The sequence below is a fragment of the Allobranchiibius sp. GilTou38 genome, from assembly GCF_017565325.1.
Classification (GTDB): Bacteria; Actinomycetota; Actinomycetes; order Actinomycetales; family Dermatophilaceae; genus Allobranchiibius; species Allobranchiibius huperziae.
In genome coordinates, this window is sequence record NZ_JAGEKN010000017.1 from 45,789 (window position 1) to 65,729 (window position 19,941).

General features: G+C 72.0%; 20 protein-coding genes. 17 read left to right on the forward strand and 3 right to left on the reverse strand.

The features are described 5' to 3' along the window. Nucleotides 1–51: 51 nt before the first annotated feature. The 10 genes from glmS to tsaD all read left to right on the forward strand — a co-directional run bounded on the left by glmS (nt 52) and on the right by tsaD (nt 10,359). Nucleotides 52–1,917 (forward strand): glutamine--fructose-6-phosphate transaminase (isomerizing), encoded by a 1,866-nt coding sequence (gene glmS / locus JOB34_RS16750; protein WP_208053774.1) that lies wholly within the window; start codon nt 52–54, stop codon nt 1,915–1,917. 10 nt (nt 1,918–1,927) lie between these two features. Continuing rightward, nucleotides 1,928–2,278, forward strand: a complete 351-nt coding sequence (locus JOB34_RS16755) for a holo-ACP synthase (protein WP_179479194.1) — start codon at nt 1,928–1,930, stop codon at nt 2,276–2,278. Nucleotides 2,279–2,289: 11 nt separating this feature from the next. After that, the gene (locus JOB34_RS16760; protein ID WP_208053775.1) at nt 2,290–3,801 is read left to right on the forward strand and encodes a bifunctional ADP-dependent NAD(P)H-hydrate dehydratase/NAD(P)H-hydrate epimerase; all 1,512 of its coding nucleotides are present in this window, start codon (nt 2,290–2,292) and stop codon (nt 3,799–3,801) included. Next, nucleotides 3,798–5,246, forward strand: coding sequence for a hypothetical protein (locus tag JOB34_RS16765; protein ID WP_208053776.1), 1,449 nt, complete (start codon nt 3,798–3,800; stop codon nt 5,244–5,246). The genes JOB34_RS16760 and JOB34_RS16765 overlap by 4 nt, the downstream gene beginning before the upstream one ends. A 166-nt stretch (nt 5,247–5,412) precedes the next feature. Beyond that, nucleotides 5,413–6,564 (forward strand): alanine racemase, encoded by a 1,152-nt coding sequence (alr, locus tag JOB34_RS16770; RefSeq protein WP_208053777.1) that lies wholly within the window; start codon nt 5,413–5,415, stop codon nt 6,562–6,564. Then, nucleotides 6,561–7,721 carry an alpha/beta hydrolase gene (locus JOB34_RS16775; protein ID WP_208053778.1) on the forward strand — a complete coding sequence of 387 codons (1,161 nt, stop codon included), beginning with the start codon at nt 6,561–6,563 and terminating at the stop codon, nt 7,719–7,721. The genes alr and JOB34_RS16775 overlap by 4 nt, the downstream gene beginning before the upstream one ends. Continuing rightward, complete coding sequence (gene tsaE, locus JOB34_RS16780; protein ID WP_208053779.1) at nt 7,718–8,170, forward strand: tRNA (adenosine(37)-N6)-threonylcarbamoyltransferase complex ATPase subunit type 1 TsaE; 453 nt, start codon at nt 7,718–7,720, stop codon at nt 8,168–8,170. Before JOB34_RS16775 ends, tsaE begins: the two co-directional genes overlap by 4 nt. Then, nucleotides 8,167–8,850, forward strand: a complete 684-nt coding sequence (gene tsaB, locus JOB34_RS16785) for a tRNA (adenosine(37)-N6)-threonylcarbamoyltransferase complex dimerization subunit type 1 TsaB (protein WP_347813912.1) — start codon at nt 8,167–8,169, stop codon at nt 8,848–8,850. Before tsaE ends, tsaB begins: the two co-directional genes overlap by 4 nt. 17 nt (nt 8,851–8,867) lie before the next feature. Further along, complete coding sequence (rimI, locus tag JOB34_RS16790) at nt 8,868–9,317, forward strand: ribosomal protein S18-alanine N-acetyltransferase (protein ID WP_208053780.1); 450 nt, start codon at nt 8,868–8,870, stop codon at nt 9,315–9,317. Then, on the forward strand, nt 9,307–10,359 hold the full coding sequence (gene tsaD / locus JOB34_RS16795) for a tRNA (adenosine(37)-N6)-threonylcarbamoyltransferase complex transferase subunit TsaD (protein ID WP_347813913.1): 1,053 nt from the start codon (nt 9,307–9,309) through the stop codon (nt 10,357–10,359). Before rimI ends, tsaD begins: the two co-directional genes overlap by 11 nt. A gap of 21 nt (nt 10,360–10,380) precedes the next feature. On the opposite strand, the gene JOB34_RS16800 is transcribed toward tsaD, so the two are convergent. Further along, nucleotides 10,381–11,391, reverse strand: coding sequence for a glycoside hydrolase family 3 N-terminal domain-containing protein (locus JOB34_RS16800; RefSeq protein ID WP_243758301.1), 1,011 nt, complete (start codon nt 11,389–11,391; stop codon nt 10,381–10,383). A 19-nt stretch (nt 11,392–11,410) separates the two neighbouring features. Here JOB34_RS16800 and JOB34_RS16805 point away from each other — a divergent pair, with 19 nt between their 5' ends. After that, nucleotides 11,411–11,560: a hypothetical protein gene (locus tag JOB34_RS16805; RefSeq protein WP_208053782.1), complete on the forward strand. Its 150-nt coding sequence runs from the start codon at nt 11,411–11,413 to the stop codon at nt 11,558–11,560. Nucleotides 11,561–11,696: 136 nt separating this feature from the next. Here the strand turns inward: JOB34_RS16805 and JOB34_RS16810 are convergent, their stop codons facing one another. Beyond that, on the reverse strand, nt 11,697–12,920 hold the full coding sequence (locus JOB34_RS16810; protein WP_208053783.1) for a class I SAM-dependent methyltransferase: 1,224 nt from the start codon (nt 12,918–12,920) through the stop codon (nt 11,697–11,699). A 247-nt stretch (nt 12,921–13,167) separates the two neighbouring features. Between JOB34_RS16810 and groES the strand changes: the two genes are divergently transcribed. Beyond that, entirely contained in the window at nt 13,168–13,461 is a 294-nt protein-coding gene (gene groES, locus JOB34_RS16815; protein WP_179479219.1) for a co-chaperone GroES, read from the forward strand. Between the two features lie 149 nt (nt 13,462–13,610). Next, nucleotides 13,611–15,230: a chaperonin GroEL gene (groL, locus tag JOB34_RS16820; RefSeq protein WP_208053784.1), complete on the forward strand. Its 1,620-nt coding sequence runs from the start codon at nt 13,611–13,613 to the stop codon at nt 15,228–15,230. An 83-nt stretch (nt 15,231–15,313) separates the two neighbouring features. Here the strand turns inward: groL and JOB34_RS16825 are convergent, their stop codons facing one another. Further along, complete coding sequence (locus JOB34_RS16825; protein ID WP_208053785.1) at nt 15,314–15,547, reverse strand: RNA-binding S4 domain-containing protein; 234 nt, start codon at nt 15,545–15,547, stop codon at nt 15,314–15,316. Between the two features lie 206 nt (nt 15,548–15,753). Between JOB34_RS16825 and shbA the strand changes: the two genes are divergently transcribed. From shbA to JOB34_RS16845, 4 genes are read left to right on the forward strand one after another with little or no spacing between them, the layout of a single operon-like run. Then, a complete protein-coding gene (shbA, locus tag JOB34_RS16830; protein WP_208053811.1) occupies nt 15,754–16,332 on the forward strand; it encodes an RNA polymerase sigma factor ShbA in 579 nt (192 codons plus the stop codon). Further along, complete coding sequence (locus JOB34_RS16835) at nt 16,329–17,177, forward strand: hypothetical protein (protein ID WP_208053786.1); 849 nt, start codon at nt 16,329–16,331, stop codon at nt 17,175–17,177. The genes shbA and JOB34_RS16835 overlap by 4 nt, the downstream gene beginning before the upstream one ends. Nucleotides 17,178–17,225: 48 nt before the next feature. After that, the gene (guaB, locus tag JOB34_RS16840; protein WP_208053787.1) at nt 17,226–18,752 is read left to right on the forward strand and encodes an IMP dehydrogenase; all 1,527 of its coding nucleotides are present in this window, start codon (nt 17,226–17,228) and stop codon (nt 18,750–18,752) included. A 57-nt stretch (nt 18,753–18,809) separates the two neighbouring features. After that, nucleotides 18,810–19,931 carry a GuaB3 family IMP dehydrogenase-related protein gene (locus JOB34_RS16845; protein WP_208053788.1) on the forward strand — a complete coding sequence of 374 codons (1,122 nt, stop codon included), beginning with the start codon at nt 18,810–18,812 and terminating at the stop codon, nt 19,929–19,931. The last annotated feature ends 10 nt before the right edge of the window (nt 19,932–19,941 follow it).

Consider the following 19,941-nt stretch of genomic DNA (forward strand, 5'->3'; position numbering starts at 1 on the left):
CGAGGAGGCCTCTACCGGGGCCGCGGGGGCACGGGCCATAGGCTGGCGGCCATGTGTGGAATCGTCGGATATGTCGGCAGGTCCGACGACGCAAGGGCCCTCGACGTGGTCATGGAGGGCCTCGGGCGCCTCGAGTACCGCGGTTACGACTCGGCCGGTGTGGCGCTCGTCGACGGTGACGGCGCGGGTGCCCGCGTCGACGTCCGCAAGAAGTCGGGCAAGCTCGCCAACCTCACCGAGCTGATCGCGCGGGAGCCGCTTCCGCCGTCGCGGACCGCCATCGGCCACACCCGCTGGGCCACCCACGGCGGGCCCACCGACGAGAACGCCCACCCGCACCGCGGCGGGTCCGCCGGCAAGCTCGCACTGATCCACAACGGCATCATCGAGAACTTCCACCCGCTCAAGACGCGGCTGCAGGACCAGGGCGTGCAGTTCGGCAGTGAGACCGACACAGAGGTCGTCGCGCAGCTGATGGACGCGTCGTACGACGGCGACCTCACCTCGACGATGCGCCACGTGGTGCAGAAGCTCGAGGGCGCGTTCACCCTCCTGGCGGTGCACGCCGACCACCCCGGCGTCGTCGTCGGAGCACGGCGCAACAGCCCGCTCGTCGTGGGCATCGGCGAGGGCGAGAATTTCCTCGGGTCCGACGTCGCGGCGTTCATCGGGCACACCCGCGAGGCACTGGAGTTGGAGCAGGACCAGATCGTCACGATCACCCCCGACTCGGTGTCGGTCGTCGGCTTCGACGGGAAGCCCGCGGAGGGCAAGGCCTTCCACGTCTCCTGGGACGCCGCGGCCGCCGAGAAGGGCGGGTACGACACCTTCATGGAGAAGGAGATCCACGACCAGCCGCACGCCGTCGCCGACACGCTGCTCGGCCGCACCGACGAGTCCGGACGACTGGTGCTCGACGAGCTGCGGATCCCGGAGGAGAAGCTGCGCGACATCGATCGTGTCACGATCGTGGCCTGCGGCACGGCGGCGTACGCGGGGATGGTCGCCAAGTACGCCATCGAGCACTGGTCCCGGATCCCCGTCGAGGTGGCTCTCGCGCACGAGTTCCGCTACTGCGACCCGATCGTCAGCGAGCGCACGCTGGTCGTCTCGATCAGCCAGTCGGGCGAGACGATGGACACCGCGATGGCGGTCAAGCACGCCCGCGACCTCGGCGCCCTCACCATCTCCATCTGCAACACGCACGGCTCGACGATCCCGCGGGAGTCCGACGCGGTCCTCTACACGCACGCCGGGCCCGAGATCGCGGTCGCCTCGACCAAGGCGTTCCTCGCGCAGATCACCGCCTGCTACGTGCTGGGGCTCTACCTGGCGCAGCTGAAGGGCGACACCTACGCCGACAGCGCTCGCGATGTGCTCGCGGAGCTGCAGGAGGTGCCCGCCAAGATCGAGGAGCTGCTCGGGCGGCTGGGTCGGGTGCGCGAGATCGCCTACTTCATGGCCGACACCCGCTCGGTGCTCTTCCTCGGCCGGCAGGTCGGCTTCCCGGTGGCCATGGAGGGCGCGCTGAAGCTGAAGGAGCTGGCCTATATCCACGCCGAAGGGTTCGCGGCCGGAGAGCTCAAGCACGGGCCGATCGCGCTCATCGAGCCGGGCCAGCCCGTCTTCGTGATCGTGCCCGGCCCGGACACGCCGTACGGCCTGCACGGCAAGGTCGTCTCCAACATCCAGGAGATCCGCGCCCGCGGCGCTCGCACGCTGGTCATCGCCCAGGACGGCGACGAGGCGGTCGTGCCGTTCGCCGACGAGGTCATCCGGGTGCCGCGCACCAGCCCGATGCTGCAGCCGCTGCTGACGGTCGTGCCGCTGCAGGTCTTCGCGCTGGAGCTGTCGACCGCGAAGGGGCTGGACGTCGACCAGCCGCGCAACCTCGCGAAGTCCGTCACCGTCGAGTGAGCGCGACCGCGTGATCGTCGGCGTCGGGGTGGACGTGGTGGAGATCGCCCGGTTCGCCCGCGCCGTGGAGTCGACGCCCGCGCTGCTGACCCGGCTGTTCGCACCGTCGGAGCGCGACCTGCCGATGCACTCCCTGGCCGGCCGGTTCGCCGCGAAGGAGGCGCTGGCCAAGGCATTGGGTGCGCCCGGGTGGTTGCGCTGGGTCGACGCGGTGGTCATCGTGGACGACGCCGGCGCACCGTCGTGGGTGCTCACCGGCACCCTGCAGCAGCGAGCCGACGAGCTCGGTGTGCGCGCCACGCACCTGTCTATCTCCCACGACGGCGGCCTCGCCACCGCCATGGTCGTCGCCGAGAAGTAAGAAAGGGCACCATGATCCGCGCCTACTCCGTGCACGACGTACGCGCCGCCGAGGACGCCGTCCGGCAGCGTCTCGCCGACGGCGCGCTGATGGCCCGAGCCGCCGAGGGTCTGGCGCAGGTGGCCGAGATCCGGCTCGGCGACGGGGTGCGGGTCGTCGTGCTCGCGGGCGCGGGCGACAACGGCGGTGACGCGCTCTATGCCGCCGCGCATCTGGCGGGGCTCGGCCACAACGTGGCGCTCGTGCAGACCGCGGACACGGTGCACGAAGGCGGGTTGCGGGCAGCTGTCGCGGCAGGCGCAGTCGCGCTGGAGTGGCGTGAGGGCGAGATCCCCGATCCGGTCCGGGACGCACTCGCCGACGCCGACCTGGTCATCGACGGGATCCTCGGGATCGGCGGCCGGCCCGGCCTGCCCGATCATCTGACCCGACTGCAGGAGCGCATCGGGGACGGCTCGTACGTGCTGGCCGTCGATCTGCCCTCCGGGTGCGACCCCGCGGGACTGGTCGGCTCCGATCGGCTCACCGCCGACGAGACCGTCACCTTCAGCCTCCTCAAACCGGTGCACCTGCTGCCCGCGACGCAGGCCGCGTGCGGGCTGCTCACCGTGATCGACATCGGCGTCACCGAGCCGGACGCACCGACTGCCGAGCGACTCACCTACCAGGACGCCGGGCTGCTGTGGCCCGTGCCCGGCCCGGATGACGACAAGTACTCCCGCGGCGTGCTCGGCAGCATCGCGGGAGGCGAGCACTACACCGGCGCCGCCGTGATGTCGGTGACAGCCGCGGTCACTGCGGGCGCCGGGATGGTGCGGTACGTCGGACCGGACGCGCCCACGGCGCTGTTGCGTCAGGTGGTGCCCGAGACCGTCTTCGGCATCGGGCGCGTGCAGGCGTGGGCGATCGGATCGGGCATGGACCTCTCCGACGCCTCGGCGGAGCAGCTGTCGGCAGCCCGTGACGCGCTCGACTCCGACCTGCCCCTGCTGCTGGACGCAGGCGGCCTGGATCTGCTGGAGGCTCCCCGGGATGCGCCGACGCTGCTCACCCCGCACGCCGGAGAGCTGCTGCGCCTGGCCCGGCGGTTGCACCTGACCGTCGCGGGGCACACCGGCGACGACGGCGAGCTGGCCGACGACGCCGTACGCCGGGCACCGGTGCAGGTCGCGCGGGCCGTCGCGGACCACCTGCACGTCACCGTGCTGCTCAAGGGCAGCGTCACGGTGGTCGTGCCGCCGAGCGCCTCCGGGCTGCCGATCCGCAGCCAGGCCGACGGTCCGAACTGGCTCGCCACCGCCGGGTCCGGCGATGTGCTCGGCGGCCTCGCCGGCGCTCTGCTCGCTGCCGGTCTGTCGCCGCTGGACGCCGGAAGCCTGGCCGCGTTGGTGCACGGTGTCGCGGCCGACCGGGCCAACCCCGGCGGCCCGGTGCGGGCCCTCGACGTCGCCCACGAGCTGGGCCGCACGGTCGCCTACCTGTTGCGCACCGCCGCCACCGACGACGACGAGGACGAGCGATGAGCGACGGGACGGGGATCCTCCTTCCCGAGGTCGACGGCACGCGCAGCACCTCCGCCTTCGGGCGGGCGGTCGTCGGTGACGCGCTGCGCGGCGCCGACCCGGTCGGCGGGACCGCCGTGGCCCGCGAGACCAACTGGCGCCGCGGTTACCTGACCCACTTCCACCGCCTCGTCGAAGCGGGCATCCCCGACGCCGACGCAGCCGTCGGCATGGCCCGTGACGGCCTGGTGTCGGTGCAACGCCGGATGCGAGCGACCACCGACGACGGCGAGGTGGCGCTCGTCGACCTGTTGGGCAGCGTCCGCCCGGCCCTGCCGCTGCGTTCGCAGACCGTCGAGGGAGGCGCGGAGCAGGAGACCGAACTCACGCTGCCGTATGACGGTCGCCGGCTGCGGGGCGAGGAACTGCGCGACCGGTTGCACACGTGGACCGCCGCCGGCGTCCTCGAGCTGGGCGCCGAGCAGGCGGTGGTCCAGGTCATGGACCACCCGGAGTGGCTCTCGATGCCGGGCCGGACCCTGGTCACCCTGGGTGCCCGCTCCGAGATGGGGCCGCTGCACTCGATCCTGCGCTGGGGCGGGCACGTGGCCGCGCTCGATCTGCCACGTCCCGAGTTGTGGCGTGAGGTGCTCACCCTGGCGTCGGACTCCGCCGGGAAGCTCACCTACCCGGTCGCCGACACTGCCGCCGGCGAGGTCGCGGGCGCAGATCTGCTGCACGACCTGCCGCAGGTGACCGACTGGATCGCCCGTCAGCCCGGTCATCTCGTGCTCGGCAACTATCTCTACGCCGACGGCGCGGTCAACCTGCGGCTGGCCGCCGCGGCCGACGCACTCACCTCGCATCTGCAACGCACCCGAGGTGACCTGTCGATGGCGTGGCTCGCGACCCCGACCGACATCTTCGTGGTGCCGCGGGAGGCGGTCGAGGCCTCCACGGCGGCGTACGAACGACGCACGCCGCTGCGTCGCCTGCGACCGGTCGGTCGCGCGGTGTCCGGCGGGCGGCTGCTGCAGCGCAACTACGCGCCCGACGAGGACCCCGGCATCAACGACAGCGTCGTGCCGCAACAGGGGCCGAACTACCTTCTCGCCAAACGCATCCACCGTTGGCGGGCGATCGCCGCGCGGGCCGAGGGGGTGCGGGTCTCGATGAACATCGCGCCGCCCACTCGCACCCGCTCGGTGCTGAAAAACAGGCTGCTCGCCTCGGCGTACGCCGGGTCGCACCGGTTCGGCGTGACCGTCTTCGCGCCCGCGACCAGCGCGACCCTGATGGCCGCCCTGCTGGTGCACGACCTCTACGCCGACCCGGCACCGCAGGCGTCCCCCTGGCAGGAGGAGGCGGTGCGGGCCGTGCACGGCGGGCTGTGGCGCACCGGTTACGACCCGCGCAGTGCCCTCGGGATCGCGGTCGTGCTGGGCCTCGGGAGCGGCAGGGGCTGACACTTCCCGACCAGTGCGTGGGTTGTCGGTCGTGCGGTCGCTTTCTGCGGCCTCGCTGGGTACGCGGGTGGGGAGTGGGCCGAACGGTCACTTTCCTGCACCCGCGCACCCAGGCCCGCCCCGCCTCGGCCACTTCCGATGGCTGCAATGCGAGACTGTGCGCGTCATGACCGATCCGTTGCCTGCCTGCGAGCCCGCACGACTCACGATCGATCTGGGCGCGATCCGCGACAACGTCGCCCGCCTCAAGGAGCTGTCCGGCGACGCGCAGGTGATGGCCGTGGTCAAGGGCGACGCCTACGGACACGGACTGGTGCCGAGCGCCCGCGCCGCGCTGCGCGGGGGCGCCACCTGGCTCGGCGTGGCCCAACTGGCCGAGGCCGTCGCTCTGCGCGATGCGGGCATCGAGGCCCCCGTCCTGTCCTGGCTGCACGTGCCCGGCCTCGACTTCGAGCCGGCGGTGCAGCGCGGGATCGATGTCGGCGTCTCCGCGCCGTGGGCGCTGCAGGCCATTGCCGACGCCGCTCGCCGGGTCGGCCGCCCCGCACGGGTCCAGCTCAAGGTCGACACGGGGCTGGCGCGCAACGGTGCCTACGGCGCCGACTGGACCGAGCTCGTACGCGCCGCGGGGCCGCTCGCCGCCGAGGGAGCGCTCGACGTGGTCGGCGTCTTCACCCACTTCGCGTTCGCCGACGCCCCCGAGCACCCCACCGTGCGCGCCCAGCAGGAGAAGTTCGCCGAGGCGGTGCGCGACGTGGAGCGGGCCGGGTTCGCCATCGAGGTGCGGCACATGTCCAACTCGGCCGCGACCCTCACCCAGCCGTCCGCGGCCTGGGACATGGTCCGCCCCGGCCTCGCCGTCTACGGGCTGAGCCCCGTGCCGCACCTGGGTGACCCGGCCTCGTTCGGCCTGCGTCCGGCCATGTCGGCAATAGCGAATGCAGCACTGGTCAAGAGGATTCCGGCAGGCCAGGGCGTCAGCTACGGCCACACCTACGCACCGGAGCGGGAGACGACGGTCGTCGACGTGCCGATGGGGTACGCCGACGGCGTGCCGCGCGCCGGGTCGAACGTCGGGCCGGTGCAGGTCGCCGGCAAGCGCTACACGATTGCCGGCCGCGTGTGCATGGACCAGTTCGTCGTGGACGTCGGCGACGCCGCGGTCAGCGCGGGCGACCCCGTCGTGCTCTTCGGCGCTGGCGAGGACGGCGCGCCGACCGCGCAGGACTGGGCGGAGGCCACCGGCACCATCTCCTACGAGATCGTGACGCGAATGAGCAACCGGTTGCCGCGCGTCCACCTGGGGGAGCAGCAGTGAGCCCCAGTCGCTCGGTCCTCGGCATCGGCGCAGGACTCGCCGGTGCGGCGGTGGCGGCAGCCGCTGGGGTCGCCGCCGACCGCCTCTGGCGCGCGCGGCGTACGGCGATCTCCCTCGGCGTCGCCGGCGACTACGTCGAGGTGCCCGACGAGGAGCGCGTCGTCATCGCCGAGGACGGCGTGCCGCTGCACGTCGAGATCGACGAGCCGGAGGGACACGAGAGTCGCCCGACGGTGATCCTGTCGCACGGCTACACCCACAACCTCACGGTCTGGGTGTTCCAGCGCCGGATGCTGCGGGCCGCCGGCTACCGCGTGGTGCTCTGGGACGTCCGAGGTCACGGCCGCAGCGAGGAGGCCGAGGACTCGACGTACACCGTGCGGCAGCTCGGGCGCGACCTGGGCGCGGTCATCGCGCAGACCACGCCGACCGGGCCGATCGTGCTGGTCGGTCACTCGATGGGCGGCATGACGATGATGTCGTTCGCCTCGGCCTACCCGGATGTGTTGCGGGAGAGGGTGATCGGCGCGGCGTTCATCTCCAGCAGTGCCGGCGACCTGGCGAGCGTCAACTACGGCCTGGGCCGACAGCTGGGCACGATCGTGCACCGGCTCGGACCGGCCGCGATGCTGCGGCTGTCGGACCAGGAGGCGCTGGTCACCAGCACCCGGCACGCCGGCAAGGACCTCGAGGGCTACCTGGTGCACCGGTGGTCCTTCGCCTCGCCGGTGCCGATGTCGATCGTGCGGCTGGTGGCGGACATGATCTTCGCGACGAAGATGTCCACCACCTCGGCCTACCTGTCGTCCCTGATGCTGCACGACGAGCGCGACGCCCTGCGCGAGTTCATCGGCATCGAGACCCTGGTCATGCACGGCGACCACGACCGGATCACCCCGGACGCGCACTCCGAGGCGATCGTCGACGCGATCCCCGGCGCCGAGTACGTGCTGGTGCGCAACGCCGGGCACGTGCTGCCGCTGGAGTACCCCGAGATCGTCGACGAGCACCTGATCGACATGATCGACCGCGCCTGCCGCGCCCTGGCCGGACAGGCGCGCCCCAAGAAGCGCCCGCGCCGCGTCGTCCAACGGGTGCCGGCGGCGCCCGGCCGGCCCAGTCCGGCCACGAAGGCCCGGGGCAACTCGGCGACATGAGCACGTGGACCTTCGCCACGGCCGACGCGCTGCAGGAGTGGGGGGCCGGTCTCGGCACGTTGCTGAGCGCCGGCGACCTGGTGATCCTCACCGGCGGTCTCGGAGCGGGCAAGACGACGCTCACCCAGGGGATCGCCCGCGGGATGGGGGTACGCGGACCGATCACCTCGCCGACGTTCGTCATCTCACGCACCCACCCCTCGCTGGTGGGGGGACCGCCTCTGGTGCACGTGGACGCCTACCGTCTGAGCGGCCCGGCCGAGCTGGACGACGTCGACCTGGACACCGAGCTCGAGGACGCCGTGACCGTCGTGGAGTGGGGCGGCGGCATCGCCGAGAGCCTGTCGTCACAGCGGCTCGAGCTGGAGTTGACCGGGGACCTCGACCGCCGCGTGGGCGCCCGCGCGGTCGGTCCCCGGTTCGAGCAGCTTCTCGCCGAGTTACCGTGAGCCACGTGCTGCTGGCCATCGACACCGCGACGTCCGCCGTCACCGCCGCCGTCCACGACGGGACACGGACGCTCGCGAGCGAATCGGTACCGGACGCTCGTCGTCACGCCGAAACCCTTACTCCCACCATCGATTCGGTGATGGCGCATGCGGGTCTGACTCCCCAGGACCTGGACGCGGTGGCCGTGGGCGTCGGTCCTGGGCCGTTCACCGGCCTGCGGGTCGGAATCGTCACGGCCACGACCCTCGGGCTGGCGCTCGGCATCCCGGTGCACGCGGTCTGCAGCCTGGATGCGATCGCCCACCAGATCGCCACGCAAGCCGGGTACGGCGGACATGGCGAGTTTCTGGTGGCCACCGACGCCCGGCGCAAGGAGGTCTACTGGGCGCGCTACACGGTCCAGGCGGGTGCCGTCGTGCGCCACGGCGAGCCCGCGGTCAGCGTGCCGGCCGAGCTGGACCCTGCCCTACGCGCCCTGCCCGCCGCCGGACGTGGACCTCTGCTCTATCCGGCCGAGTTCGGCCCCGTCGTCCCGGTGGCCGACGTCGACGCCGGCGCGCTCGCCGGCCTCGTGGTGCACCGGCTCGAGCACGGCGGCGAACTGCTGCCCCCCACACCGCTCTACCTGCGGCAGCCGGATGCCCAGCCGTCGGCCAAGCAGAAGTCGGTGCTGCCGTGACGGCGCGGCTGCGCCCGATGAGCTGGACCGACATCGACACCCTCGTCGAGCTGGAGCAGCGCCTCTTCGTCGACGACGCCTGGTCCGCGCGCACCTGGTGGAGCGAGCTCGCCGGGCGCCCGCAACGCGTCTACCTGGTGGCGCAGGACGACGACCGCGTCGTCGGGTACGCCGGGCTGTCGGTGGCCGGCGACGTCGCCGACGTGATGACCATCGCCGTGGCTCCCGGCGCGCAGGGCACCGGCGTCGGGCGGCTGCTGCTGGAGGAGCTGGTCGCGCAGGCGAGCGCCGCCGCGGTGTCGGTAGTGCTGCTGGAGGTGCGATCTGACAACGACCCTGCCCGGAAACTGTATGAGCGCAACGGTTTCGAGCAGATCGGCGTACGCCGGCGCTACTACCAGCCGGGCGACATCGACGCGCTGGTCATGCGGCGCCATCTGCGCCAGGAGGAGACACGTGTCGACTGAGGGACCCCTGGTGCTCGGCATCGAGAGCTCGTGCGACGAGACCGGCGTCGCGTTCGTACGCGGCACCACGCTGCTCGCCGACGCCGTCGCGAGCAGCGTGCAGGAGCACGCCCGCTTCGGTGGCGTGGTGCCCGAAGTGGCGAGCCGGGCGCACCTGGAGGCGATGATCCCGACCATCGAGCGCGCGTGCGCCGAGGCCGGGTCGCGCCTCGCGGACGTCGACGCGGTTGCTGTCACCTCGGGTCCGGGTCTCGCCGGTGCCCTCATGGTGGGCGTCGCGGCCGCGAAGGCAGTGGCGTGGGCCCTCGGCAAGCCGCTCTACGGAGTGAACCACCTGTGCGCTCACGTCTGCGCCGACGTGCTCGACCACGGCCCGCTTCCGGAGCCCACGGTCGCGCTGCTGGTCTCCGGAGGCCACACGAATCTGCTGCTGGTGCGCGACATCGCCGACGACGTGCAGTCGCTGGGCGCGACCGTCGACGACGCGGCAGGGGAGGCGTTCGACAAGGTCGCGCGGCTCCTCGGGCTGCCCTACCCCGGCGGGCCGAGCATCGATCAGGCTGCGGCGCAAGGAGATCCGCGGGCCATCACGTTCCCCCGCGGGTTGACCGCGCGCAAGGACCTGGAGCGGCACCGATTCGACTTCTCCTTCTCGGGGCTGAAGACGGCGGTCGTGCGGTGGGTGCAGGAGCGCGAGCGGGCGGGGGAGCCGATCCCGATCGCCGACGTGGCCGCCAGCTTCAACGAGGCGGTGGCCGACGTGCTGACCGGCAAGGCCATCGACGCCTGCCTGGAGTACGGCATCCACGACCTGCAGATCGGCGGCGGAGTGACGGCCAACAGCCGGCTGCGCGCGCTCGCCGAGCAGCGGTGCGCCGACGCCGGGATCAGCCTGCGGGTGCCGCGGGTGCGGTTGTGCACCGACAACGGCGCGATGGTCGCGGCACTCGGCGCGCAGGTCGTCTCTCGCGGACACGCGCCCAGTTCGTTCGCGCTGCCCGCCGATTCTTCGATGCCGGTGGAGATGGTCCAGGCGCTCTAGTCCCACCGTCCGGAGATCTCCTCAGCGGCAGCGGAGCAGGCCCAGGCCGGCCTTCGTGGCGAGCACCCGTCGTACGGCGGTCTGCACGACGCCGGCGAACGCCCGGTCCGCCGTCATCCGCGTCAGCAGTCCGCGCGTGAGCCCGGGGGCGAGGCCGGGCGCCGCGGTCAACAACACGTCGCCGCCGGCCTGCACGAACCGCACGGCCCGCTCGCCCACCGGGGTGACCGCCAGGGCAGGTGTGTTGACGTCGTCGGTGATGACCAGCCCGGCGAAACCCAGCCTGCCGCGCAGCAGCCCGGTCACCACCGCGCGCGAGAACACGGCGGACTGTCGGGCGTCCAGGCGCGGGTAGCGCGCCGAGGAGACCATCACGGCCTGGGCGCCCGCGCTGATGCCCGCGGCGAACGGCCCGAGGTAGGGGTCGGTGGTGCTCGCGACCGGGTCGGTGATGCCGGTCGAGCTGGTGTCGGTGTTGTCGGTGATCCGGCCGAGGCCCGGGAAGTGCTTGAGCGTGGCGGCCACCTGAGAGGACCGCATCCCGCGCACCACGTCACCGACGGCCCCCGCGACGACCCTGGGGTCGCTGCCGTACTCGCGGTGGAACGCGCCGATCGGTGCGTTCCGGGTGCCGATCGCCGCGGGCACGGTGTCGGCCACGGGTGCCAGGTCGAGATTGAGACCCGCGGCCCGCAGGGACCGGGCGAACGACGCGGCGTACGCCGTACGCGCAGCCGGGGACATCCGGGCCTGGGCCGTGGCCGATGCGATGGCCGGGAATCCGCTGCCGCGCAGCTCCTGCACCTGCCCGCCCTCCTGATCGGCGGCGATGAGCAGGCCGGGGGAGCCGGTGCTGCTCGCCTGCGCCTGCACGGCTGCCGACGCGGCGCTCACCGCCGCGGACCCCTGCCACCCGCCGGCGTAGTAGACCGAACCGACGTGCGATACGGCGATCGCCCGCCGCACGGCGCCGGCACCGCCGGTCGTCATCCCCACCATCACCAGTTGACCGGCACGTTGCGCGGGCGTCATCCGGTCCACGATCGAGTCGATGCAGGTGGCCGGTTCGGACCGCGCGCTCGCGCGCGTCGACGGTGTCGAGGTGCGGGTGGGTGTGCGCGTCGGGGTGCCGGACGACGACCCGTGGGCGCGGGACGTGGAAGGTGCCGCCGAGGTCGAGGAGGTCGACGGTGTCGCCTGAGCCGACGGGGTCGCGCTCGTCGTGCGGACCTGGGCGGCCGAGTCGCGCGCCGACGATGCCGCGTCGCCGCCACCGGAACACGCGGCGAGCGCGAGCACCACGGGCAGTGCGAGCGGTGCGAGACGGCGGCGGCCGGTCACAGCGGCGTCACAACCAGCACGACCTGCGCGCCGCCGACCCGGGTGATGACGATGGTGGTCGTCCGATCGCCCTGCAGGCGCAGTTGTCGGCGCAGCTGGTCGGCGTCCAAGGAGACCCCGCGCTTCTTGATGGTGAGGGTGCCGGTGTCCCGGTCGCGCAACAACGCGCGAAGCCCCTTCAGGTTGTAGGGCATGGCGTCGGTGATGGCATAGCGGCGCGCCCAGGGCAGCTGGACGTCGGCCAGCCCGGTGACGTACCCGACGCCCGGTGACAGCTCCCGGCCGTCGGCCGCGTTGACGAGGGCTCCCACGAGACCAGCCCGGATCACGGCGCGGTCCGGCTCGTAGAGGTAGGGGCCGAGGCGGGCAAGCTCCGCGGGCAGCGGCTGGGCGCCCAGCGCGTCGCGTTCGGTGACGAGCGCACTGACATGCTCTCGCACGACGCAGGCGGTGCGACCGGGCGTCCGCACGGTGGCGCCGGCCCAGAGCGCGCACTCCAGCACCTCCCCGTCGTACGACGTCCACTGCGCCTCGACCCCGGCCGGCACGGCCGCGTGCGGGAAGGACGGGCTGAGCTTGGCCCCGGCGGCGGGGGTGCGGGTGAGGTAGCCGCGGACGTCGTCCCACGACGGACTGATGTCCTCGAGCCGGAAGAGCCGGCGGGTGCGGCCCTGGGCGTCGGCCACCCCGGGTGTACGTCGCGCAGGGTCGAGCCAGATGCCACAGCCGCGGGCGTCCTCACCGCTCGGGATCGCGACGTCGTGCGCGGCCGTGTGCTGCACCTGGGCCCGCGGCCAGTGGCGCAGGTTGACGGCGGCGATGGCCGCGGTCGCCTCGTCGGTGTCGACGGCGGTGAGGGCGATCCCGGCCTTCGCCATTGCGATGGCGTCGGCCCCGATGCCGCAGCCCAGGTCGTAGACGTGGCGTACCCCGGCCTCGACGAACCGGGTCGCGTGGCGGGCGGCGATCCGTGTCCGGGTGGCCTGCTCCAGGCCGTCGCGGGTGAAGAGCATCTCGCGGGCCGCCGCACCGAACTTGGGCAGGGCCCGGGCGCGCAGGTCGGACTGGGTGAGCGCCGCGGAGACCAGTTCGGCGTCGAAACCCTCGCCGCGCAGCCTGGTGGCCAGGGACATTGCCTCGGACGCGTCGTACGGTGGCAGCGACTGCAGCAGGCCCCACCCCTCGCCCGACGCGAGCCGGTGCACCAGGGCGGGATCCATGGCGGACATTCTGACGTACGACGGGCTCGTGACGACCGCTGCCGCGGCCCTTCGTGCGGGTTTGGCACTCGAGTTGCACGAGTGCTAACGCCCGGCATAGATTCAGGGCTGGCACTCCCCCTGGGACAGTGCCAGTGCAGGCACCGAGGCCGACCCCGCGACGGCGTCCTCGATCGGCCTTCACCGGCGAGGGCCCAGGGACCACCAACTCCCTGCCATCGGCAGGCCACCAAGGAAGGTCCCCACCGTGTCGGTCAACATCACGCCACTCGAAGACCGCGTCGTCGTCAAGTCCGTCGAGGCCGAGCAGACCACCGCCTCCGGCCTGGTCATCCCGGACACCGCCAAGGAGAAGCCCCAGGAGGGTGAGGTCCTGGCCGTCGGCCCGGGTCGCATCGACGACCACGGCAACCGTGTCCCCCTGGACGTCGCCGTCGGCGACAAGGTCATCTACAGCAAGTACGGCGGCACCGAGGTGAAGTACTCCGGCGAGGAGCTGCTCATCCTCTCCGCCCGCGACATCCTCGCGGTCGTCAAGTAACTCCCGTCGTCACGTAGCTGACGACATCTCGTACGTCGCACGCCCCGGCTGTGGGCCCGTCATCAACACTGCCGGGCCCGCCGCCGGGGCGTCGTCGTACCAGCTGCCTGCCTCCCCGCACGCACCCACGAAACACTTAAGGACCACACATGGCTAAGACGCTGGAGTTCAACGACTCCGCCCGCAAGTCCCTCGAGCGCGGTGTCGACGCACTCGCGAACGCCGTCAAGGTGACGCTCGGCCCCAAGGGCCGCAACGTCGTCATCGACAAGAAGTGGGGCGCCCCCACGATCACCAACGACGGGGTGACCATCGCCCGCGAGGTCGAGCTGGACGACCCGTACGAGAACCTCGGCGCGCAGCTCGCCAAGGAGGTCGCCACCAAGACCAACGACGTCGCCGGTGACGGCACCACCACCGCCACGGTGCTCGCCCAGGCCATGGTCAAGGAAGGCCTGCGCAACGTCGCGGCCGGCGCCGCCCCGTCCGCACTGAAGCGCGGAATGGACAAGGCCGTCGAGGCCATCAACGACCGTCTGCTCTCCACCGCCCGTGAGCTCGAGGGCAAGGACGAGATCGCCCAGGTCGCCACCCTGTCCGCGCAGGACGGTACCGTCGGCTCGCTCATCGCCGAGGCCTTCGACAAGGTCGGCAAGGACGGCGTCATCACGGTCGAGGAGTCCTCCACCGCGATCACCGAGCTGGACTTCACCGAGGGCATGCAGTTCGACAAGGGCTACATCAGCCCGTACTTCGTCTCCGACCCCGAGCGGATGGAGGCCGTCCTGGAGGACGCCTACATCCTGATCAACCAGGGCAAGATCTCCGCCGTCGCCGACGTCCTTCCGCTGCTGGAGAAGGTCGTGCAGGCCGGCAAGCCGCTGCTGATCATCGCCGAGGACATCGACGGTGAAGCCCTGTCGACCCTGGTGGTCAACAAGATCCGCGGCACGTTCAACGTCGTCGCGGTCAAGGCGCCCGGGTTCGGTGACCGCCGCAAGGCCATGCTGCAGGACATCGCCATCCTCACCGGCGGCCAGGTCGTCGCCGAGGAGATCGGTCTGAAGCTGGACCAGGTCGGCCTCGAGGTGCTGGGTCAGGCCCGTCGCACCGTCGTGACCAAGGACAACACCACGGTCATCGAGGGTCAGGGCGACTCCGCGGACGTCGACGGCCGCGTCAAGGAGCTCAAGGCCGAGATCGAGCGCACCGACTCCGACTGGGACCGCGAGAAGCTGCAGGAGCGGCTCGCGAAGCTGGCCGGCGGCGTCTGCGTCATCAAGGTCGGCGCGCACACCGAGGTGGAGCTCAAGGAGAAGAAGCACCGCATCGAGGACGCCATCTCCGCGACCCGGGCAGCCATCGAGGAGGGCATCGTCGCCGGTGGCGGCTCCGCTCTGGTGCACGCCTCGGCCGCGCTGCAGAACCTCGCGCTCGAGGGCGACGAGGCCACCGGTGCCGCACTGATCGGCAAGGCCGTGGTCGAGCCGCTGCGCTGGATCGCCGAGAACGCCGGCCTCGAGGGCTACGTCGCGGTCTCCAAGGTCCGCGACCTGGAGCCGGGCAACGGCCTGAACGCCGCCACCGGCGAGTACGGCGACCTGATCAAGTCCGGGGTCATCGACCCGGTCAAGGTCACCCGGTCGGCGCTGCGCAACGCCGCCTCGATCGCGTCGATGGTGCTGACCACCGACACGCTCGTGGTGGAGAAGAAGGAAGAGGACGACTCAGACGCCGGGCACAACCACAGCCACGGCCACTCGCACTGAGCCGAGCTGAACCGAGCTGAATCGCACGAACGACGGGCTCCCAGCCATCCGGCTGGGAGCCCGTCGTCACGTGTGAGGGGGCCTCATCCGGCGACGACGTGCACCTCGACGTCGCCCAGACGTACGACGGCGCCCACCGGCACCGCCCGCGCGCGCCGGGTCTCGACCTGCCCGTCCACGAGCACCTCGCCGCCCTGGATCAGCGCGCGCGCCTGCGCACCGTCCTGCACGACCCCGGCCAGTTTGAGCAGCTGACCGAGGCGGATCGATGCGTCGCGGATGGGCACCTGCAGGGGAGCTGTCGTCATGCCGGACATGGTGTCAGGCGCCGGACACGCCACCCCCGCGATTGACGGCGCGTATGCGAGGCTGGTTACGGTGGACTGCTATCGCGCGTCGACCAAGGACCCGGTGGGTCCGAAGGAGCCAGATGAGTCTCGGCGGTTCGCAGCCGACGCCCCACCAGACGTGGGGCCCTGCGGCGACCCTCGGCGACGACGTAACGAAATCGATTCGACCCACGATGGAACCGGCGGACGCGCAGATTCCGCTGTGCGACCTGGTGGCAGAAGCCTGCGATGGGGATGCGGCAGCCACCGACCATCTGATGGCAGCTGTGCACCAGATCGCCCTCCGGTACGCACGCGGGCGACTCGGACGGCACTCCGCTGCCACGCATGCGGCCGCGGATGCCGCGCAGGAGGTGTGTGTGGCCGTCTTGACCGCACTTCCGCGCTATGTCGACCGCGGGCTGCCCTTCGAGGCGTTCGTCTACCGGATCGCCGCCAACAAGGTGGCCGATGTGCAGCGCTCCGTGATGCGCGGCCCGCAGCCCACCGACGAGGTGCCCGAATCGGTCGACACCGCACCCGGACCCGAGGCCGCCGCCGTCGCCGGCGAGCAGGCGGACCGGATCTGGAAGCTGCTGCACAAGCTCTCGCCGCAGCACCGCGAGATCCTCACCCTGCGGGTCGCCGTCGGCATGAGCGCCGACGAGACGGCCGCCGCGCTGGGGATGACGGCCGGTGCCGTCAGGGTCGCTCAGCACCGTGCTCTGACCCGGTTGCGCTCGCTGCTCCCCACCGGGGGTGAGGCGCTGTGACACCCCCCTCCATCCACCGCATCCAGAGCGACGACGAGCTGCTGGACCGGATCGGTTCGCGCGCCACGGCCCGCGACGGCGTACCCGACGACGATCTGACCGACCTGCTCGCCGGCTGGGTCGCCCACGTGGACGACGCGCCCGCGGCAGCGTCGGACAAGACGCCCGGACGCTATGCCCGCACCCGGCGCGGCGGCGTGCGCGCCGGCGTCGCCGCCGCGGTGCTCGTCGGCACGCTGTCGGTGAGCGGCATGGCCGCCGCGGTGACCAGCACCACGGTGCCGGTGCTGCAACAGCTGGGTCAGGTGACCAGGGGACTGGTCTTCGTGCCGCCCGATGCCGCCACCCAGCACCAGACGCCGTCGCCGGGCGCGCCGATCGCCGACGGCACGGCCACCACGTTCCTCACCGCGCCCCCGCCGCCCGGCACGCCGCAGGATCGCTACACGAGCTCGGCGTCGGCGTTGTCGCCGTCCTCGATCTTCCGCCGCCCGGCTCCTGGGTCGACGTCCTCCCGGCGACCGACGTCCTCCCGGACCGCGCCCACCTCGACACCGCCGCTCACGTCGAAGCCCACGACGACCGCGCCCACGACGCCTCCGAGGACCACGGCGCCCACCACCGCGCCGACGTTCACCGTGACCCCGACCACGCCTCCGACGTCGACCGGTTCGCCCACCGGCACCTCGGGGCCGACCCGCACCGTGCGGCCGACCATGCCGACGAGCCCGGGCGCGAGTTCGTCGACCACGACGGTCCCGACGAGCCCGACGCCGCGGCTGTCCACGTCGACGTCCTCCTCGCCGCCGGCGCCGTCCTCGACCCCCGCGGGCAGCGCCGGCTGACGCGGGCCACCGGAAATCGGCCGCGCCGCAGCCGCCTATAATCGGGTGATGGCGCAGGACAGCTCCGACGACATTTCTCTTCCCGCGATGTTCGGACCGCTCGGGCTCACCTACGACGATGTGCTGCTCCTCCCGAACGAGACCGACGTCATCCCGAGCGAGGTCGACACCACCAGCGCGCTCACCCGTGAGATCAGCCTGAAGGTGCCGTTGATCTCGGCCGCGATGGACACCGTCACCGAGTCGCGGATGGCCATCGCGATGGCCCGCCAGGGCGGCATCGGCGTCCTGCACCGCAACCTGTCCATCACCGACCAGGCCGACCAGGTCGACATGGTCAAGCGCACCCAGACCGGCATCATCGACCGTCCGGTCACGATCGGGCCGGACGCGACCCTGGAGCAGCTGGACGAGATCTGCGGTCGCTACCGCGTGTCCGGCCTGCCGGTCGTGGACCCCGACGACCGGCTGATCGGCATCATCACCAACCGCGATCTGCGCTTCACGCCCGTCGCGGAGTGGGCCACCACCAAGGTCGACGAGGTGATGACCCACCCGCCGCTGGTCACCGGCCCGGCCGACATCAGCCGCGAGGCCGCCACCACCCTGCTGCGCCAGCACAAGCGCGAACGGCTGCCGCTGGTGGATGCGGACGGGCGCCTCGCCGGTCTGATCACCGTGAAGGACTTCGTGAAGTCCGAGCAGTTCCCGCTGGCGTCCAACGACGAGCACGGTCGGCTGCTGGTGGCGGCCGCGATCGGCTACTTCGGCGACGCGTGGGAGCGGGCCACGACGCTCGTCGAGGCGGGCGTGGACGTGCTGGTGCCCGACGTCGCCAACGGGCACGCCCGGCTGATGCTCGACATGATCCGCAAGCTCAAGTCCGACCCCGCGACCCGCCACGTGCAGATCATCGGCGGCAACGTCGCGACCTACGACGGTGCCAAGGCGCTCGTCGAGGCCGGTGTCGACGCGGTCAAGGTCGGGGTGGGACCGGGCTCCATCTGCACCACGCGCGTGGTCGCCGGCGTGGGTGTGCCGCAGGTGACCGCGGTGTACGACGCGGCACGGGCCGCCCGCCCGGCCGGCGTACCCGTGATCGCCGACGGTGGGCTGCAGTACTCCGGCGACATCGCCAAAGCCCTGGTGGCAGGGGCGAGTTCGGTGATGGTCGGGTCGCTGCTGGCGGGGTGCGAGGAGTCGCCCGGTGAGCTGATCCTGATCAACGGCAAGCAGTTCAAGGCCTACCGCGGGATGGGCTCGCTCGGGGCCATGGCCTCGCGCGGCAAGAAGTCGTTCTCCAAGGACCGCTACTTCCAGGCCGACGTCGCCAGTGACGACGAGATCGTGCCGGAGGGCATCGAGGGCCGGGTCGCCTACCGCGGTCCGCTCGGCGCGGTCACCCGACAGCTGGTCGGCGGGCTGCACCAGTCGATGTTCTACGTCGGGGCGCGCACCGTGCCGCAGCTGCAGGAGCGCGGCCGCTTCGTGCGGATCACCTCCGCGGGGCTCAAGGAGTCCCACCCGCACGACGTGCAGGGCATCGTCGAGGCGCCCAACTACTCCGGTCGCTGACCCGCGCCCCAGCGGCGCGTTTCGGGCCGCAGCGGGTGCGACCGCTAACCTGACGCGGTGAGTGAGATCGAGATCGGCCGCGGCAAACGAGGACGTCGGGCGTATTCGTTCGACGACGTGGCGGTCGTGCCGTCGCGACGCACCCGGGATCCCGAGGAGGTGTCGGTCTCCTGGCAGATCGACGCCTACCACTTCGAGCTGCCGGTGATGGCCGCGCCGATGGACTCGGTGATGTCGCCGGCCTCCGCGATCGCGCTCGGCCAGCTCGGCGGACTGCCGGTGCTCGACCTCGAGGGCCTCTGGACCCGCTACGAGTCGCCCGAGCCGCTGCTGGCCGAGATCGCCTCCCTGGATCCGGCCAACGCGACCGCGCGGATGCGCGAGCTTTACGACGAGCCGATCCGGCCCGACCTGATCGAGTTGCGGCTGAAGGAGATTCGCGGATCCGGGTGCACGGTCGCCGGCGCGTTGTCGCCGCAGCGCACCCAGGAGCACTGGCGCACGGTGGTCGACGCCGGTGTCGACCTCTTCGTCATCCGGGGCACCACGGTGTCGGCGGAGCACGTCTCGGGCCGCGCCGAGCCGCTGAACCTCAAGCGCTTCATCTACGAGCTCGACGTGCCAGTCATCGTCGGCGGCGTGGCGACGTACACCGCCGCGCTGCACCTGATGCGCACCGGCGCCGCCGGCGTCCTGGTCGGGTTCGGCGGGGGAGCGGCGCACACCACGCGGCGCACCCTCGGCATCCACGCGCCCCTCGCGTCGGCGGTCGCCGACATCGCGGCCGCGCGCCGTGACTACATGGACGAGACCGGCGGGCGCTACGTGCACGTCATCGCCGACGGCGGCCTGGGCACCAGCGGCGACGTCGTCAAGGCCGTCGCCTGCGGCGCCGACGCGGTGATGCTCGGTGCGGCACTGGCCCGCTCGACCGAGGCACCGGGGCGTGGCTTCCACTGGGGCTCCGAGGCGCACCACCACGACCTGCCGCGCGGCGAACGGGTCGAGGTCGGCACCGTCGGCACCCTGGAGCAGATCCTGACCGGCCCCGGGCAGTCCGCCGACGGCTCCACCAACATGGTCGGGGCGCTGCGCCGTGCCATGGCCACCACCGGATACTCCGATCTGAAGGAGTTCCAGCGGGTCGAGGTCGTCGTCGCCCCGTACCAGCGCAGCTGACAATTCGACG